The following is a 17,092-nucleotide window of genomic DNA, read 5'->3' on the forward strand; positions in this document are numbered from 1 at the left end:
CCCCCGGCGCCCCTATTTTCCGAAATAAGGCCGGCGGCGTATCGCCGGGAGCCGGCCGAGGAAGCATTGAGGAGGTGTTCGCTATGTTCGCAGATCTCAAGCGTCTCGACTCCGGCCTGCTGCAGGAGCTGGGTGGCCTGCGCCAGTGGCTGGATGAGGTCATGTCCGACCCCGCCGCCGCGGACATTCGCGCCGTGCCCCGCGGCAGCTTCCCGATGATCAACCTGGCGCGTACCGACGACGCCGTGCGGGTCTATGTGTTCGCCCCGGGGCTGGCCGCCGATGCCCTGGAGATCAGCATCCAGGACAACCTGCTGACCCTCAGGGGCGAGCGTCCGGCGGCCCCCGGTGATGACGAGCGGGTGGAGTTTCGCCGCGAGCGCTTCGGCGGCGCCTTCAGCCGCACCATCGCCCTGCCCGACGGGCTGGACGGCGAGCGCGCCGAGGCCCGCTACCGGGATGGCGTCTTCGAGGTGGTCCTGCCCAAGCGGGAAGAGCTCAAGCCGCGACGCATCAGCGTCCAGGCGGCCTGACGCCCGGAAACTTTCCTGGAGGTGAGTGTGATGAGCGAGATGATCAAGCAGCCGGCCCGGGAAACCGAGGTGGCCCGGGAGCAGGAACCCCAGGAGCGGCGCCGCAGCGCGCTGCGCCCGGCGGTGGATATCTACGAGCGGGATCATGCCCTGCACCTGGTGGCGGACCTGCCCGGGGTCACCGCCGACGCCCTGACCATCGAGGTCAACGATAACGTCCTGACCCTGGAAGGGGAGATCCGCCTGGCCATGCCGGAGGGCGCCACGGCCCTCTACGCGGAACTGCGCGGGCAGCGCTTCCTGCGGCGTTTCACCCTGAGCCACGAGATCGATGGCGAGGCCATCGAGGCGCGGCTGCGGGATGGCGTACTGCACCTGCGCCTGCCCAAGAAGGAGAGCCACCGGCCGCGGCGTATCGGGGTGCAGGCGGCCTGATCCCCGGATAACGAGGGCAGGGGAGAGCCGCCAGTCGCGCGGCGTATCGCGGTGCAGGCGGCCTGACTCCCCTGGTTCACCGGGCGGTAACGACAACGGGCGCCACTCGAAGGAGTGGCGCCCGTTGCTGGTTTATCGGCCCCGCCTCGGGCGGGGCCGCGTCGCTTAGCCCAGCAGCGCCTGGGCGCGCTCGACGACGTTGTCGACGGTGAAGCCGAAGTGCTTGAAGAGGTCGCCCGCCGGGGCGGACTCGCCGAAGCTGCTCATGCCGACGATATCGCCGTCCAGGCCCACGTACTTGAACCAGAAGTCGCGGTGGCCGGCCTCGATGGCCAGGCGGGCGGTGACCGCCCTGGGCAGCACCGACTCGCGGTAGTCGGCGTCCTGATCGTCGAAGGCGTCGGTGGAGGGCAGGGAGACCACCCGCACCGCCTTGCCCTGCTCGCTCAGTCGGGTCGCGGCGTCCATGGCCAGGCCCACTTCGGAGCCGGTGGCGATCAGGATCAGCTCCGGCGTGCCCTCGCAGTCGCGCAGCACATAGCCGCCGCGCTGGATATTGGCCAACTGGTGCTTGTCGCGTTCCTGGTGGGGCAGGTTCTGGCGCGACAGCACCAGGGCGCTGGGGCCGGCGTGACGCTTGATCGCGGCATCCCAGGCGGCGGCGGTCTCCACGGCGTCACAGGGGCGCCAGGTGGCCAGATTGGGAGTGGAACGCAGGCTGGTCAGCTGCTCGATGGGCTGGTGGGTGGGGCCATCCTCGCCCAGGCCGATGGAGTCGTGGGTGAAGACGTAGACCGCCTGCTGGCCCATCAGCGCCGCCATGCGCACGGCGTTGCGCATGTACTCCATGAAGATCAGGAAGGTGGCGCCATAGGGCACGAAGCCGCCATGCAGGGCGATGCCGTTCATGATGGCGCCCATGCCGAACTCGCGCACCCCGTAGTGCAGGTAGTTGCCGCCGGGGGCCTCCGGGGAGATCGCCTGGGCGCCCTTCCAGAAGGTCAGGTTGGAGGGAGCCAGGTCGGCGCTGCCGCCGAGCAGCTCGGGCAGCTGCGGCCCCAGCTCATTGAGGCAGTTGAAGGAGGCCTTGCGGCTGGCGATGGTCTCGCCCTTGGCCTGGGCGTCCTCGACCAGCTTCTCGCTGGTCAGCGCCTTGGGCAGCTCGCCCTTGAGGCGGCGCCGGAACTCGGCGGCCTCGGCGGGGAAGGCCTCGGCGTAACGGGCGAAGCGCGCCTCCCAGTCGCCCTCCAGTTGCTCGCCGCGCTGGCGGGCGTCCCAGCCCTGGTAGATGGCCTCGGGGACATGGAAGGGGGCATGGGGCCAGCCCAGCTGTTCGCGGGCGGCGGCCACTTCCTCGTCGCCCAAGGGTGCGCCGTGGCACTCTTCCTTGCCCTGCTTGTTGGGGGCGCCGAAGCCGATGATGGTCTTGCAGACGATCAGGCTCGGCTTGTCGTCGTGGGTCTTGGCCAGCTCGATGGCGGCCTGGATCTCTTCCGGCTTGTGGCCGTCGACATTGGACACCACGTGCCAGCCGTAGGCCTCGAAGCGCTTGGCGGTGTCGTCGGTGAACCAGCCCTCCACCTCGCCGTCGATGGAGATGCCGTTGTCGTCATAGAAGGCGACCAGCTTGCCGAGTTGCTGGGTGCCGGCCAGGGAGGCGACCTCGTGGGAGATGCCCTCCATCAGGCAGCCGTCGCCGAGGAAGCACCAGGTGGTGTGATCGACGATGGTGTGGCCGGGGCGGTTGAACTGGGCGGCCAGGGTCTTCTCGGCCAGCGCCATGCCCACCGCATTGGCCAGGCCCTGGCCCAGGGGACCGGTGGTGGTCTCGATGCCCGGGGCGTAGCCGAGCTCCGGGTGGCCGGCGGTCTTGGAGTGGAGCTGGCGGAAGTGCTGCAGCTGCTCCAGCTCCAGGTCGTAGCCGCTCAGGTGGAGCAGGGAGTAGAGCAGCATGGAGCCGTGGCCGTTGGAGAGCACGAAGCGGTCGCGGTCGGCCCAGTGGGGATTGGCCGGATTATGCTTGAGGTGGTCGTTCCACAGCACCTCGGCAATATCGGCCATGCCCATGGGGGCGCCGGGGTGGCCGGACTTGGCCTTCTGGACGGCATCCATGGACAGGGCGCGAATGGCATTGGCCAGTTCGAAACGGGACGGCATGGGGGCAGCTCCTCGCCTAGGGCAGATAGTATGCGGTGACACGGTCGGACCAGGGGGCTTGGCCGGACGTGGATCCTGGCTGGAATACGCCGCGAGATGGGGCGGCGCGGTCGATTTTGGTCGCTTATTGTCGCCGAATGAGGCCCGGCCTTCAAATTATCTCAGGGGGCGTGAGTGGTGCCGGGGGATTGGCGCCATTTTTCTGGTTAGTGACTGGCGCGCTCCTCGGTGGGCCTGGCGCTGCTGTCCGCTGTCGGCATGCGCTCCTGCCAGGCGGTCAGGTGGCGCTGGATGGCGCCCTGCAGGGCGACGGGGTCGTTTCTTTCCAGGGCCGCCAGCATCTCGCGGTGTTCCGCCAGGCTGCGAGCTACCCCGCCGGCCTTGGGCCAGCCCGGGCCGGCGCCACGCAGGCCTTGCTCACGCAGCCAGTTGACCTGGCGGGCCAGGGCCGCGTTTCCCGCCAGGTCGGCCAGGGCGCGATGGAAGGCATGATTGGTCATCGCCAGGGCCTCGCCGTCGAGGCTTTCCGCGGCGCGCTCGAAATCGTGGAGTGCCCGGCGCGCCTCGGCCAGCCCCGTCGGCGTCTTGCGTGCCATCATCAGCGGCAGCATGGCCTGTTCGATCACCAGGCGCGCCTCGGTGAGCTCACGGCGCTCCTCCAGGCTCCAGTGACGCACACGATAGCCGCGATTCGGCACATGCTCGATGCTCTCCAGCTCCGCCAGTCGCTCCAGGGCGCCGCGCACCACGAAGCGACTCACCCCGTACTGCTCCGCCAGGGCATCCTGGCGCAACCAGCTGCCCGCGGGGAAGCGTCCGCCACTCATGCCCAGGCGGAGCTGCTCCTGCAGCCAGGCCAGTTCGTTGCTATGGGTCGGTTCTGTCATGAACTCCTCCGGCAATTTCCCTTGCAGATTGGCGCCAATTATATATGATTCCGCCTCGCCTTTGATAATCATTAACAATGGGATCCGCTATGCATTCGCGCCATCGTCTTGCGCCGCTGTCACTGGCCATCCTGGCTGCCTCGTTCCTCTCTTCTACCGCCTGGGCCGAGGGGGAACTCACCCTCGATACCCTGGTGGTCTCCAGTGACTGGCTGGGGGCGACCCGGGCGGCTCCTCGCACGACCCCGGGCGGCCGCCAGTCCCTCGACGAGGCAGTCCTCGAGGCTGGCGAGGTGCGTCATCTCGAGGATGCCCTGGCGCGAGTGCCGGGGGTGCATGTCCAGGACGAGACCGGCACCGGAATCCTGCCCAATATTGGGGTGCGTGGCCTGTCGCCGCGGCGCAGCGAGCGAATCCAGATCCTGGTCGATGGTATCCCCGTGGCCCTGGGGCCCTACAGTAACATCGGTGTCTCGTTGTTTCCGGTGACCTTGCCCACCCTGGAGCGGGTGGATGTGGTGCGTGGTGGGGCCGCGGTCCACTATGGTCCCAACAATGTCGGGGGCGTACTGAACTTCGTGACGCGAGGCATTCCTTATGAGCCCGAGACCCAGCTGCGCGAACGACTGACCGTGGACGAGGCCACCGGCCATGTGCTGAGCGACAATTATCTGCGGGTCGGCGGCCAGGTCAGCGAGCAGTTAGGGCTTCAGTTCCAGGCCAATCTGGTCCGCGGCGAGGGGAGCCGGGAGCACAGTGACACCGAGGTCGACAACTTCATCGTCGACGGCGAGCTGGTGCTCGGCGAGGCCCACACCCTGACCGGCCAGCTGCAGTATTATCGGGTGGATGCCGAGCTACCCGGTGCCCTCTCCCCCGAGGCCTTCGAACGCGACCGCAGCGATTCCCAGCGTCCCCATGACCGCTTCGAGGCCGATACCTGGCGAGGGCACCTGACCTGGCGCTGGCAACCCAGCGAGGACGTGGACTTCAGCTGGCGCCACTTCGGCCATCGCAGCGATCGCACCTTCTGGTTCGGCCAGAGCCTGGGCACCGGCTTCCAGTGGGCCGATCCGCAGGCGCCTACCACCCATGTGGCCAACTCGCCGCGACTCTTCCGTGTCTGGGCGAGTGAGCCTCGCCTGGCCCTGCGCCGCGGCGATCACACCCTGATGCTGGGTGCCCGCTACCTGGAGGAGAGCGTCGACTTCGATGTCGACCGGCAAGAGTTGGCCAGTGGCACCACCAGAGAAGTGCGTCGCTGGGACTTCGAGACCCGGGCCGTGGCCGCCTATGTCAGCGATACCTGGCGGCTCGGCGGCAGCGGCTGGACCCTGACCCCGGGGCTGCGTTACGAGCGGGCCGAGATGGACTATGAGGATGCGCTGGGCAGCGGCCAGGACGAGAATGTCGCCGAGGCCTGGTTGCCGGGCCTGACCGTCGGCTTCGAGGCCAGCGAGGCCTGGTATCTCTTCGCCACCGGGCAGCGCTCGCTGACGCCGGTGCAACTGGCCCAGGTCACCAACCCGGGCGACGTGGCCAACGAGACCGCCTGGAACTATGAGCTGGGCGCCCGCTACACCGCCGGGCCCTGGCAGGCCGAGGCCACCGGCTTCGTCATCGACTATGAGGATCAGGTCGTCAAACAGCCGGACAACAGCCTCAGGAACCTCGGGCGCACCCGCTACCAGGGCCTGGAGACCCGCCTGGCCTGGGCGCCGAGCGATGCCCCCCTGAGCCTGGAGGGCACCTGGACCTGGCTCGATACCGAGCAGCGTGACGGCGAGCATGCCGGCAACGAGGTACCCAATGCGCCTGAGCATCTGCTCAACCTGCATGCCGGCTGGGAGCAGGGCGACTGGACACTGGGCCTCAATGGCCGCTATGTGGCCGAGAGCTTTTCCGATGCCGCCAACACCGAGGCGGAGACGCCTGACGGCAGCACCGGCAAGTTGCCCGACTACTGGCAGCTGGATGCCAGCCTGGCCTATCGGCTTCCGGTGGCCGTCGATGCCAGCTTGACCCTGGGCGTACACAACCTGACCGATGCCGATGCCTTCTTCCGAGGCGTGGATGTCAGCCCGGTCGGTCGGGTGCCGCTGCCCGGGCGTGCCTACAGCCTGGGCCTGGATATGACCTTCTGAGTAAGCCGTGCCTACCCCGGGTGATGGATCCCCCCGGGATGGGGGAGTCCTTATCCCCGTTACTGGAGCCATGATGTCATTGCGTATTTCTCCGGGGGCGAGGCGTTTCTCGCTCCTGGGCTGGCCACTTCTGGCCATCCTGATCCTGGCCGGGCCTTGGGCTGGCACCGCCGCCGCCGAGGAGGTCACGGTGACCGACCTGGCGGGCCGTGAAGTCACCATTCCCCATGGGGCCGAGCGGGTGATCCTGGGGGAGGGCCGCCTGCTGTATACACTGGCCGCCCTGCATCCGGAGGATCCCTTCGCGCCCCTGGTGGGCTGGCGCGACGAACTCAGGCGCTTCGATAGCGATGCCTGGGCGCGCCTTCGGGCGCGCTTCCCCCGGGCCGAGCGGCTAGCGACCTTCGGCAAGGCGGTTAATGGCGAATTCAGCCTCGAGCGGGCCCTGGCCCTGGGGCCCGATGCCATCGTCTTCGACCTGGCCGCCTGGCCGGCACTAAGTGATGGCCCGGCCCTGGAGGTGCTGGAAGCGGCGGGTATCCCGGTGGTCTTCGTCGACTTCCTGACCGAGCCGGATCGCCACCTGGCGCCCAGCGTACGCCTGCTGGGACGGCTGTTCGCCGCCGAGGCACGGGCCGAGGCCCTGCTGACGCTGCGTCGAGAGAGCCTGGCGGCGGTGGCGGCCCGGCTTCCCGAAGGCCGGCCCCGGGTGTTGATCGAGACCGCCGCCGGACTGCATCCGGACTGCTGTCGCAGTGTCGGCGACGATAACCTGGGGCGGGTGGTGAGGTTGGCCGGTGGCGACAATATCGCCGCGGCGCACATTCCGGGGGTGTTCGGGCGATTGCACCCCGAATGGGTGCTGGCCCAGGATCCCGAGGTCATCGTGATGACCGGCGGCGACTGGCAGGGGCTGCGCGAGACGGCAGTGCCGATGGGTTACGATACCGCGGCCGAGGAGGCAAGGGGGGCGATGGAGCGGCTGATCGAGACACGGCAGGGGTGGTCCGAGTTGGCCGCGGTGCGCCATGGGCGAGTGCATGCCCTCTGGCACCAGTTCTACAACACGCCCTTCCAGTTCGTTGCCGTACAGCGCCTGGCCAAGTGGCTGCACCCCGAGGCCATGGCCGACCTGGATCCGGAGTCCCTGTGGCAGCGTTTGCATGACGACTTCCTACCGCTGCCGGCGGAGGGGGCGTTCTGGGCCTCGCTGAGGGAGGAAACCCCATGAGCCTGGAGATCACCGGCGATGCGGGCCGAATGACCATGAGTGCCGGGTTTCGCCGCCGGGAAGTCCGGCATCGAGCCTGGTTACTGGGCGGACTGGGCCTGCTGATCGCGTCTTTCCTCGCCGACCTGCTGCTGGGGCCGGGCAGCTACCCGCCGGGAGAGGTGCTCCGGGCCCTGTGGCAGCCGCAGCAGGCCAGTCCCCTGGTACGCATTACCCTGTGGCAGATTCGCCTGCCGACGGCGTTGCTGGCAGTGCTGGCCGGGGCCGGGCTGGCGGTGGCCGGGGCGCAGATGCAGACCGTGCTCGATAACCCCCTGGCCGACCCCTTTACCCTGGGACTGGCTTCGGCGGCGAGCTTCGGCGCCGCCCTGGCGGTGGTGGCTGGGGTCAGCTTGCTGCCCCTGGAGGGGCATCTGGCGGCGGCGGGCAATGCCTTTGCCTTCAGCCTGTTGGCGGCGGGCATGATCCACTTGCTTGGCCAACTGAGGGGCGTCGGCCTGGACACCCTCGTGCTGTTGGGCATAGCCACCATGTTCACCTTCAATGCCCTGCTGGGCCTGTTGCAGTACCTGGCCTCGCCGGATGCCCTCCAGCAGTTGGTGTTCTGGTCGCTGGGCAGCCTGGCACGGCCTTCCGGCCTCAAGCTCGGCTTGATCGCCGGGGTGCTGGTGGCCTGCCTGCTGCTCTGCCAGCGCCTGGGCTGGCAGTTGAGTGCCTTGCGCCTGGGGCGGGTCCAGGCCCAGGCCATGGGCGTACGGGTGGACCGCTTGCGCCTGGGGATGTTGACGGCCATGGCGCTGTTGACCGCGGTGGTGGTCGCGGCCGTGGGCACCATCGGCTTCGTTGGCCTGGTGGCGCCACATATGGCGCGCCTGCTGGTGGGCGAACAGCAGCGTCACTTTCTGCCGCTCTCGGCGCTGTGCGGGGCGAGCCTGATGTGCATCGCCGACCTGGCCAGCAAACTGGTGGTGCCGGGGCTGGTACTGCCTATCGGTATCATTACGGCCCTGGCCGGGCTGCCCGCTTTCTTCCTGTTGATCCTGCGGCGCCGGAGGTTGTCCTGATGTCCCCCGATGATCTGCTGGTACAGGGCGTGGCTCTGGAAGGGCGACTGGCCATCGACGGTACTCTGATGGCCCCTGCCGGTGCCGTCACCGTGTTGCTGGGGCCCAATGGGGCCGGCAAGTCGACCCTGCTCAAGGCATTGGCCGGTATCGAGCCGGCTGGAGTGTCGGCAAGCCTGGGTGGGCATGACCTGAAGGCCCTGCCTGTGGCCGAACGCCAGGCGGCCTTCTATTATCTGCCGCAGCTGGGGAGCAGTCAGGCAGCCCTGAGCGTGCACGAGGCGGTACTGCTTTCGCTGAAGACCCTGCATCCCGGCCGCGTACGCGGGGACGACCTGGCTCGAGTCGTGGCTGCGTTGGGGGCCATGGGGCTCGAGACCCTGGCGGAGCGGCGTCTCTGCAGTCTCTCGGGGGGCCAATATCAGCGGGTAGCCATTGCCCAGGCGCTGGTGCGCCGTCCCCGGGTGCTGATGCTGGACGAACCCACCAGCGCCCTGGACCTGCATCAGCAGCTGAGGGTGCTGGAGTGGCTGCGCCGGGAGGCCGATGCGGGGCGCACCGTGCTGCTGGCGCTCCACGACCTCAACCTGGCGGCCCGCTTCGCCGATCACTGCTGGTTGCTGAAAAACGGACGCTGCCTGGCCTCGGGGGCGGTGGATGACTGCCTGACGCCGGCCCACCTCGAGCCCCTGTTCGAGGTGCGCCTCGCCGTGGAGGCGGGGCCCGATGCGAGACCGCGCATTCAGGCCCTGGGGCTATGATGGTGGCGACGATCGCTGGGCTTCGGTAGGAACCCCGGCGGTGAGGGTGTAGAATTCGCCTCCGGCCGCTTTGCTCGGGCGATGGTGCCTCCTCGTCTGTGCTGTGCCGCCTCTTTACCCTGGCTTCGAGCCCAGATGTCGTCATCCCATTTCCAGAGGGTCGAGGACCGCCATGAGCGAATACTCCCTGTTTACCTCCGAGTCCGTGTCCGAGGGGCATCCGGACAAGATCGCCGACCAGATCTCCGACGCGGTGCTCGACGCCATCATCGCCCGCGACAAGAACGCCCGGGTGGCCTGCGAGACCCTGGTCAAGACCGGGGTGGCGATCGTCGCCGGCGAGATCAGCACCAGCGCCTGGGTCGACCTGGAGGCGCTGGTCCGCGAGGTGATCACCGGCATCGGCTACACCTCCTCCGAGGTGGGCTTCGACGGCGAGACCTGCGGGGTGCTCAACCTGATCGGCAAGCAGAGCATGGACATCGCCCAGGGCGTCGACCGCAGCAAGCCGGAGGACCAGGGCGCCGGCGACCAGGGGCTGATGTTCGGCTATGCCACCAACGAGACCGACTCCTATATGCCGGCGCCGATCCACTACGCCCACCGCCTGGTGGAGCGCCAGGCGGAGCTGCGCAAGCACGGCCTGCTGCCCTGGCTGCGGCCGGACGCCAAGAGCCAGGTCACCTTCCGCTACGACGCCGACGGCAAGCCGAGCGGCGTGGATGCGGTGGTGCTCTCCACCCAGCATGACCCCAGCATCGACCAGGACGAGCTGCGCAAGATGGTCAGGCGCGAGATCATCGAGCAGGTGATTCCCGCCGAGTGGCTCACCGAGACCACCCAGTACCATATCAACCCGACGGGCAAGTTCGTGATCGGCGGCCCGGTGGGCGACTGTGGCCTCACCGGGCGCAAGATCATCGTCGATACCTATGGCGGCATGGCCCGCCACGGCGGCGGCGCCTTCTCCGGCAAGGACCCCTCCAAGGTCGATCGCAGCGCCGCCTACGCCGGCCGCTATGTGGCCAAGAACATCGTCGCCGCGGGCCTGGCCGACAAGTGCGAGATCCAGGTCTCCTACGCCATCGGCGTGGCCGAGCCCACCTCGGTGGCCATCGATACCTTCGGCACCGGCAAGGTGGACGACGCGCGCATCATCGCGCTGGTGCGCGAGCACTTCGACCTGCGCCCCCACGCCATCACCCGCATGCTCGACCTGCTGCATCCCATGTATCGCCTCACTGCGGCCTATGGTCACTTCGGCCGCGAGCCCTTCGAGACCTCTTATACCTGGACCGATAACGGCGGCGAGTCTCAGACCGAAACCTTTATCGCCTTCCCCTGGGAGAAGACCGATCGCGCCGCGGACCTGCGCGCCGCCGCCGGTTTGTAAGCACTTTCGTCTCCGACGCCTTCCCCCGCGCCCGGCCTCGTGCCGGGCGCGGGCGTTTATGCCTCCGCGTGGTGACGATAGAACCTAGTGCCTATAGTGAGAGTCAATGCGTTCATAACCCATCGTCGCAACCGAGGTGTCCGCATGACCCAAGCCGCCGTGTCCCCCGCCGACCTTGGTGATTTCAAGGTCGCCGACCTCTCCCTGGCCGACTGGGGCCGCCGCGAGATCCGCATCGCCGAGACCGAGATGCCGGCGCTGATGGCGATTCGCCGCAAGTATCAGGAGCAGCAGCCGCTTCAGGGCGCGCGTATCGCCGGCTGTATCCATATGACCATCCAGACCGCGGTGCTGATCGAGACCCTGGTGGCCCTGGGGGCCAGCGTGCGCTGGTCCTCCTGCAATATCTTCTCCACCCAGGACCATGCCGCCGCCGCCATCGCCGCCGCCGGCATCCCGGTATTCGCCTGGAAGGGCGAGACCGAGGAGGAATTCTGGTGGTGCATCGAGCAGACCGTCACCGGCCCCGATGGTTGGACCCCCAACCTGGTGCTGGACGACGGCGGCGACCTGACCCAACTGCTCCACGAGCGCTTCCCGGAGCTGCTGGAGGCCATTCACGGCATCTCCGAGGAGACCACCACCGGGGTGCATCGCCTCCAGGAGATGCTCCGTGACGGCAGCCTCAGGGTGCCGGCCATCAACGTCAACGATGCCGTCACCAAGTCGAAGAACGACAACAAGTACGGCTGCCGCCACTCCCTGAGTGACGCCATCAAGCGCGCCACCGATCACCTGCTGGCCGGCAAGCAGGCGCTGGTGGTGGGCTATGGCGACGTCGGCAAGGGCTCGGCGGCCTCGCTGCGCCAGGAGGGGATGATCGTCAAGGTCAGTGAGGTGGATCCCATCTGTGCCATGCAGGCCTGCATGGACGGTTTCGAGGTGGTCTCGCCCTATGTCGACGGCATCAATCGTGGCATGGCCGGCATCGATCGGGGGCTGCTCGAGAAGATCGACCTGGTGGTCACCGCCACCGGCAATATCGATGCCTGCGATGCGCCCATGCTGCGTTCGCTGAAGAAGGGCGCCGTGGTGTGCAATATCGGCCACTTCGACAGCGAGATCGACACCGCCTATATGCGCCGCCAGTGGCACTGGGAGGAGGTCAAGCCCCAGGTCCACAAGGTCTACCGGGACAGCGATCCCGGCGACTACGACCCGGACAGCGATGACTACCTGATCCTGCTGGCCGAGGGACGCCTGGTGAACCTGGGTAACGCCACCGGCCATCCGTCGCGGATCATGGACGGTTCCTTCGCCAATCAGGTACTGGCCCAGATCCACCTCTACGAGGGGCATTTCGCCGACCTGCCGGCCGCGGACAAGGCGGCGGCGCTGGGCGTCTCGGTGCTGCCCAAGTCGCTGGACGAGGAGGTGGCCCGCTATATGGTGGAGGGCTTCGGTGGCGTGGTGACTCGCCTGACCGAGGCCCAGGGCGACTATCTGGGGGTTCCCGTATCGGGTCCCTTCAAACCGGATGCCTATCGCTACTGAGGCGTGACAGTCGCTATCGGCGGGCCCTTTGGCGGCCCGCCGATAGCGTTCTACAGGCGAGCAGGACGCTCGCTGGAGGCAGCCATGATGTTGGCAGATCTGGATCTCGATGCGGCGAAGGAGGAGCGCCGTCAGCAGGCGCGTGTCAATGCCGCCTTCCTGCTCTGCGCGGTGATCGGCCTGCTCTGTTACCTGCCCTTCGACTACTGGTTGATCGAGCCCCACTGGCAGCTCTTCTGGGCCGGTCGACTGGGCAGCATCGGCCTGATCGTCGCCTGTTTGTTGTGGCAGCACGGCCATCCGGAGCGCAGCGAGATGGCGGTGCTGATCAGCGCCTTGGGGACGGGACTCTTCCTGGCCTGGGGTGCCGCCTGGATCGATGAGACCGAGATCTTCTTCTTCTGGAATGTCAGCACCGCCCTGGCGCTCTTCGTGCTGGTGCCGGTGGCCACCGTTTGGCACTGGCGCAAGATGGTGCTGCTCAATGGCTTCGTGGCCACCGCCTACCTGCTCTGCTTCCTGCTGTGGAGTCCCTTCAGCTTCTTTACCCTGGGCCAGTATGGGGGGGTCTTCCTGCTGGTGGGGTTGTTGATCTCACCGCTGCTCTCCCAGGTGCGCTACTTCAATTTCACCCGGGCCGCGACCCTGCGCATGGAACTGGCCAAGCGCAACGCCGAGCTCAGCATCACCTATGAGCGCCTGGCCCAGCAGCACCAGGAACTGATGCAGCTGGCCAACTTCGATGCCATGACCGGGCTGCCCAATCGGCGTCGCGGCATGGCCTTCCTCAAGGGCTCCCTGGCCAACTGCCAGCAGGAGATGCGCTCGCCCCTGTCGCTGATGCTGATCGATGTGGACCACCTCAAGCCGATCAACGATAGCCTGGGCCATGCCGCCGGCGATCAGCTGATCTGTGCCGTGGCCAGGGCCCTGGAGAGTATCATCGACAAGGGCGAGATGGCCTGCCGCATGGGCGGCGACGAATTCCTGGTGGTGCTGCCGGGGGCCTCGCAGCGGGTCTGCCGGGCGCGCGCCGAGGCCCTGTGCCTGGCCCTCGCCGAACAGCGCCTGGCGGCCGATCCCGAGCGCACCATCAGCGCCAGTATCGGCACCCTGACCTATGCGCCCTGGAGCGATGTCCGGGTCGATATGGATACCCTGATCCAGCGGGTCGACAGCGAGATGTACCATAACAAGCGCCGGGTCCGGGGAGCCCGCCGTGAGACGACGAAGAACGATGAGACGTCCCAGGGCGCCTCCGGCGCCGCCTCGGAATACCCGGAGGGGGATGACTGGCCCTCCCTGGACGATTTCTGACTCAGCGGCCGGTGTCCGCCTCGCCCCCCTGGCGACAGGCCCTGAGCAACTCCTCGGCGAGGGCCTGGTCGCTGAGGGTGCGGGCGATGGCGAGCCCACCGATCATCATCACCGCCCGCTGCAGGGTTTGCTGGCGTGCGTCTTGCCCTCCCCCGGCGACGCGGTCGATAAAGCCTCGAAAGAGGCGCGTATAGCTCTCCCGCACCAGCGGATCCTGCTGGGCCGCGTCGCTGACCAGGCTGGCCAGCGGGCAGAGGCCGGCCTCGCCTTCCAGGTGCTCGCGACTCAGGTAACGATCGCGGGCCTCGGGGCCCGCGTCCAACCCCAGGCGCTCGACGCCCTGTCGGGCCGCCACGACGATGGCCTCGGCGTAGAGTTCGCTCTTGGAGGCGAAGTGGGCATAGAAGGCGCCTCGGGTCAGACCGGCCTCCTGCATCAGGGTATCGATACTCACGCCGGCGAAGCCGTGCCGGGTGAAGAGACGGGCCGCGGTGTGCAGGATGCGTTCACGGCTCTGGGCCTTGCGATCGGGATGCCAGGGCATGAGGGTCTGCCTCCTTGCGGCCGGAACAGGGCGATGGCCTTAGTCTGCCACGACAGTACCTTATGTTATTGATCATATGGTGTCCTCGGCTAGGGTGTCGGAACACTCATCCATTATCGGGAGATCGTCATGGCCGCATCGGTACATATCCTGGGCCCCCAGTTCAGCACCTTCGTGCGCAGCGTCCAGTATTGCTGCGAGGAGAAAGGCATCGCCTATACCCTGGGCATGGTCGTGGACGGCGAGCCCATCGCCCTGCGCTCGCCGGCCCATCTGGCGCTTCACCCCTTCGGCAAGATCCCGGTGCTGCTGCATGGGCAGCGGCGCCTCTACGAGAGCGTGGCCATCTGCCGCTACCTGGACACGGCCTTCGACGGGCCCGCGCTGCAGCCGGCGGATGCCTGGGGGCGCGCCGAGGTCGATCAGTGGTGCGCGGCCCTGGCCGGCTACGTGGATCAGGCCCTGGTACGGCGTTACCTGCTGGAGCTCGTCTTTCCCAAGGGGCCGGAGGGCAGCGTGCGTGAGGCCGAGGTGGCGGCTGCCACCCCCGAGGTCGGCCGCATGCTCGCCCTGCTGGAGGCGCAACTGGGCGAGCGGGCCTATTTACTGGGTGACGCCCTGACCCTGGCCGATGCCTTGCTCGCGCCCATGCTGGATTACCTGGCGAACCTGCCCCAGGCGGCGCCGCTATTGGCACCGCATCCTGGGCTGATGGCCTACCTCGAGCGGCTGCGCGAACGTCCCGCCGGGCGGCGGGTGCTGGTGGCGCCGAGCTTCGACTAGGCTCGCCACGACGACCTAGCCCAGGCCGGTCAGCGCCATCATCCAGTGCAGATAGAGGGGGATCACCAGGGGCGCGGCCAGGGTGGTGATCAAGACCGCCAGGGCGCCCTTGGCCGGGGCGATGCCCAGCTCCATGGCCACCACCACCACATTGGCGGCCATGGGCACCACCCCCAGCAGCAACAGCGCCAGGGCCATCTCCGGCGGCAGCGGGAGCAGCGCCTGCAGGCCCAGCACCAGGGCCAGTGCCAGCAGTGGCCAGAGCGCGAAGCGCACCGCCACGCAGGCGCCGATAAAGCGCCCGTCCACCTCGCGCAGCGAGACCCGTCCCAGGGTCATGCCGATGATCATCATCCCCAGCAGGGTATAGGTGGCCGGGAAGGCCTCCAGGCCCTGCATCACCGGGGCCGGCACGCCAAGCCCCAGGCCGCTGACCAGCAGGGCGGCGGCGAAGGCGTAGATCAGCGGCAGGCGAAAGATCTTGAGCAGGCTCTCGCGTACCGAGAAACGCCCCCGGGCGCTGATATAGAAGCCCAGGGTGAATTCATAGAGGGTGATCCCCAGCACGCAGAAGAGGTAGAGGGTCACGCCTTGCGGCGGCAGCAGCACCATGGCGATGGGCAGGCCGAAGTAGCCGGTATTGCCGGTCCCGGCGGAGAAGGCCAGCAGCGCCGCCTCCTGAGCGGCGAAGCCACGGCGTACCAGGCGGCTGACCAGCAGGCAGAGCAGGCTGGCCACCAGGAAGGCGGCCAGGGTCAGCAGCAGGTAGGCCGGGGTGGGGCCCCCCAGCACCAGGCCGCGGAAGAAGGTCAGGGGCGCGATCAGGTAGATCAGCAGGGTGGCGACGGGCCGCGGGTCGATGGCCAGGCGGCGGGCCGCCAGCCAGCCCAGACCGACGAAGGCCAGCAGCGTCCAGAGTGGGGTCATCAGGGTGCTTGCGAGTTCCACGGGGCCTCTCCTTGGGTATCGCCGCCATCATGCCGGCTCGGGCCCGGGTTGTCAGCGGCCCCCTGGTTCGATGAGTCAGGGCATAAAACCATAACCACTAACATGAGCCATTTCGATGCAGAGGCGGGGAAACTTTCATTGGTCTCAGGCAATTCGAGGCGGCACAATGCCTCCCTGAGCTCCTGGGCATGTCATAGGCCCGGGCGTCGCTGGATACGAGAGCCGCCGTTCAGGGGGCCACAAGCCAAGAGATGAGGGTTGAGTCGATGAGTGCACAAGAGCATCCGCTGGGTATCAGTTTCGAGTTCTTTCCGCCGAATACCGAGGCGGGACGCGAGAAGCTGATGCATGTGCGCGATGCCCTGGCCAGCCGCCAGCCGCGTTTCTTCTCGGTGACCTACGGGGCCGGCGGCTCGACCCAGCACCGCACCCTGGACACCGTGCGCCAGGTGCGCCAGAGCGGTATCTCCACCGCCCCTCACCTCTCCTGCGTGGGCAGCGAGAAGGCCCAGTTGCGGGACCTGCTGGCCCAGTATCGGGAGGAGGGCATCGATAGCCTGGTGGCCCTGCGCGGCGACCTGCCCTCCGGCATGGGCGGCGTCGGCGAGCTGCGCTACGCCAACGAACTGGTGGAGTTTATCCGCGAGGAGACCGGCGACCACTTCGAGATCGCCGTGGCCGCCTACCCGGAGTGCCATCCCCAGGCGCCCAACTTCGAGCGCGACGTGGAGAACTTCGCCCGCAAGATGAAGGCCGGCGCCAACCTGGCGATTACCCAGTACTTCTTCAGTGCCGATGCCTATTTCCACTTCGTGGAACGCGCCCGGGCCCTGGGTGTCGAGGGGCCCATCGTGGCGGGCATCATGCCGATCACCAATTACACCAAGCTGGCGCGTTTCTCCGACGCCTGCGGCGCCGAGATCCCGCGCTGGATCCGCAAGCAGCTGGAAGCCTATGGCGACGACAGCGCCTCCATCGCCGCCTTCGGCGAAGAAGTGATCTCCGAGCTGAGCCGCCGGCTGCTGGAAGGCGGCGCCCCGGGGCTGCATTTCTATACGCTGAACCAGGCCGAACCGACCCTGAAGGTTCTCGATAATCTCTGCGGTTAAGGCTGTGTGCTGAGCAGGTGCAGCCCGGCTGCATTTCCCTCTCTACGCCGGCCTCAACCAGGCCGAGCCGACCCTGAAGGTCCTCGATAATCTCTGCGGTTAAGGCTGTGCGCTGTACCCGACGGGGGCGGTCTTGGCCGCACCCGCCTTGGCTCTCTGCCTTCCTCGTGATGGCGCCTCGAGTGGTCAGCGACTAGCCTGGAAAGGGTTCGTTCGCGCCACTCAGGAGTGC

Annotated in this window: 15 protein-coding genes; 11 read left to right on the forward strand and 4 right to left on the reverse strand. The window is 67.6% G+C overall.

Annotation, left to right across the window (positions count from 1 at the left end; translation table 11 throughout):
• Positions 1-83: 83 nt before the first annotated feature.
• Together ACZ5EF_RS00180 and ACZ5EF_RS00185 are read left to right on the forward strand one after the other, a co-directional pair.
• Positions 84-533, forward strand: coding sequence for an Hsp20/alpha crystallin family protein (locus tag ACZ5EF_RS00180; RefSeq protein ID WP_346060681.1), 450 nt, complete (start codon positions 84-86; stop codon positions 531-533).
• A gap of 30 nt (positions 534-563) precedes the next feature.
• Positions 564-968, forward strand: a complete 405-nt coding sequence (locus tag ACZ5EF_RS00185; RefSeq protein WP_346060680.1) for an Hsp20/alpha crystallin family protein — start codon at positions 564-566, stop codon at positions 966-968.
• A 165-nt stretch (positions 969-1,133) separates the two neighbouring features.
• Here ACZ5EF_RS00185 and tkt read toward each other — a convergent pair whose 3' ends face one another.
• Positions 1,134-3,125, reverse strand: a complete 1,992-nt coding sequence (gene tkt, locus ACZ5EF_RS00190; protein WP_464122672.1) for a transketolase — start codon at positions 3,123-3,125, stop codon at positions 1,134-1,136.
• Positions 3,126-3,331: 206 nt separating this feature from the next.
• Positions 3,332-4,012 carry a GntR family transcriptional regulator gene (locus ACZ5EF_RS00195; protein WP_346062172.1) on the reverse strand — a complete coding sequence of 227 codons (681 nt, stop codon included), beginning with the start codon at positions 4,010-4,012 and terminating at the stop codon, positions 3,332-3,334.
• Positions 4,013-4,101: 89 nt separating this feature from the next.
• Here ACZ5EF_RS00195 and ACZ5EF_RS00200 point away from each other — a divergent pair, with 89 nt between their 5' ends.
• The 7 genes from ACZ5EF_RS00200 to ACZ5EF_RS00230 all read left to right on the forward strand — a co-directional run bounded on the left by ACZ5EF_RS00200 (position 4,102) and on the right by ACZ5EF_RS00230 (position 13,476).
• Positions 4,102-6,156, forward strand: coding sequence for a TonB-dependent receptor family protein (locus tag ACZ5EF_RS00200; protein WP_346062173.1), 2,055 nt, complete (start codon positions 4,102-4,104; stop codon positions 6,154-6,156).
• A 73-nt stretch (positions 6,157-6,229) separates the two neighbouring features.
• Positions 6,230-7,387: an ABC transporter substrate-binding protein gene (locus ACZ5EF_RS00205; protein ID WP_346062174.1), complete on the forward strand. Its 1,158-nt coding sequence runs from the start codon at positions 6,230-6,232 to the stop codon at positions 7,385-7,387.
• Positions 7,384-8,451 (forward strand): FecCD family ABC transporter permease, encoded by a 1,068-nt coding sequence (locus ACZ5EF_RS00210; protein WP_346062175.1) that lies wholly within the window; start codon positions 7,384-7,386, stop codon positions 8,449-8,451. The genes ACZ5EF_RS00205 and ACZ5EF_RS00210 overlap by 4 nt, the downstream gene beginning before the upstream one ends.
• Positions 8,451-9,212, forward strand: coding sequence for an ABC transporter ATP-binding protein (locus tag ACZ5EF_RS00215; RefSeq protein WP_346062176.1), 762 nt, complete (start codon positions 8,451-8,453; stop codon positions 9,210-9,212). Before ACZ5EF_RS00210 ends, ACZ5EF_RS00215 begins: the two co-directional genes overlap by 1 nt.
• 172 nt (positions 9,213-9,384) lie before the next feature.
• The gene (metK, locus tag ACZ5EF_RS00220) at positions 9,385-10,605 is read left to right on the forward strand and encodes a methionine adenosyltransferase (protein ID WP_346062177.1); all 1,221 of its coding nucleotides are present in this window, start codon (positions 9,385-9,387) and stop codon (positions 10,603-10,605) included.
• A gap of 144 nt (positions 10,606-10,749) precedes the next feature.
• Positions 10,750-12,159, forward strand: a complete 1,410-nt coding sequence (gene ahcY / locus ACZ5EF_RS00225; RefSeq protein ID WP_346062178.1) for an adenosylhomocysteinase — start codon at positions 10,750-10,752, stop codon at positions 12,157-12,159.
• Positions 12,160-12,243: 84 nt separating this feature from the next.
• Complete coding sequence (locus tag ACZ5EF_RS00230) at positions 12,244-13,476, forward strand: GGDEF domain-containing protein (protein WP_346062179.1); 1,233 nt, start codon at positions 12,244-12,246, stop codon at positions 13,474-13,476.
• A 1-nt stretch (position 13,477) separates the two neighbouring features.
• On the opposite strand, the gene ACZ5EF_RS00235 is transcribed toward ACZ5EF_RS00230, so the two are convergent.
• Positions 13,478-14,020: a TetR/AcrR family transcriptional regulator gene (locus ACZ5EF_RS00235; RefSeq protein WP_346062180.1), complete on the reverse strand. Its 543-nt coding sequence runs from the start codon at positions 14,018-14,020 to the stop codon at positions 13,478-13,480.
• A 129-nt stretch (positions 14,021-14,149) separates the two neighbouring features.
• On the opposite strand from ACZ5EF_RS00235, the gene ACZ5EF_RS00240 reads away from it, so the two are divergent.
• On the forward strand, positions 14,150-14,803 hold the full coding sequence (locus tag ACZ5EF_RS00240) for a glutathione S-transferase family protein (protein WP_346062181.1): 654 nt from the start codon (positions 14,150-14,152) through the stop codon (positions 14,801-14,803).
• Between the two features lie 15 nt (positions 14,804-14,818).
• On the opposite strand, the gene ACZ5EF_RS00245 is transcribed toward ACZ5EF_RS00240, so the two are convergent.
• Complete coding sequence (locus tag ACZ5EF_RS00245) at positions 14,819-15,751, reverse strand: AEC family transporter (RefSeq protein ID WP_346062182.1); 933 nt, start codon at positions 15,749-15,751, stop codon at positions 14,819-14,821.
• A gap of 266 nt (positions 15,752-16,017) precedes the next feature.
• On the opposite strand from ACZ5EF_RS00245, the gene metF reads away from it, so the two are divergent.
• Complete coding sequence (gene metF, locus ACZ5EF_RS00250) at positions 16,018-16,860, forward strand: methylenetetrahydrofolate reductase [NAD(P)H] (RefSeq protein WP_346062183.1); 843 nt, start codon at positions 16,018-16,020, stop codon at positions 16,858-16,860.
• Positions 16,861-17,092 lie beyond the last annotated feature (232 nt).

Source organism: Bisbaumannia salifodinae (assembly GCF_055388505.1).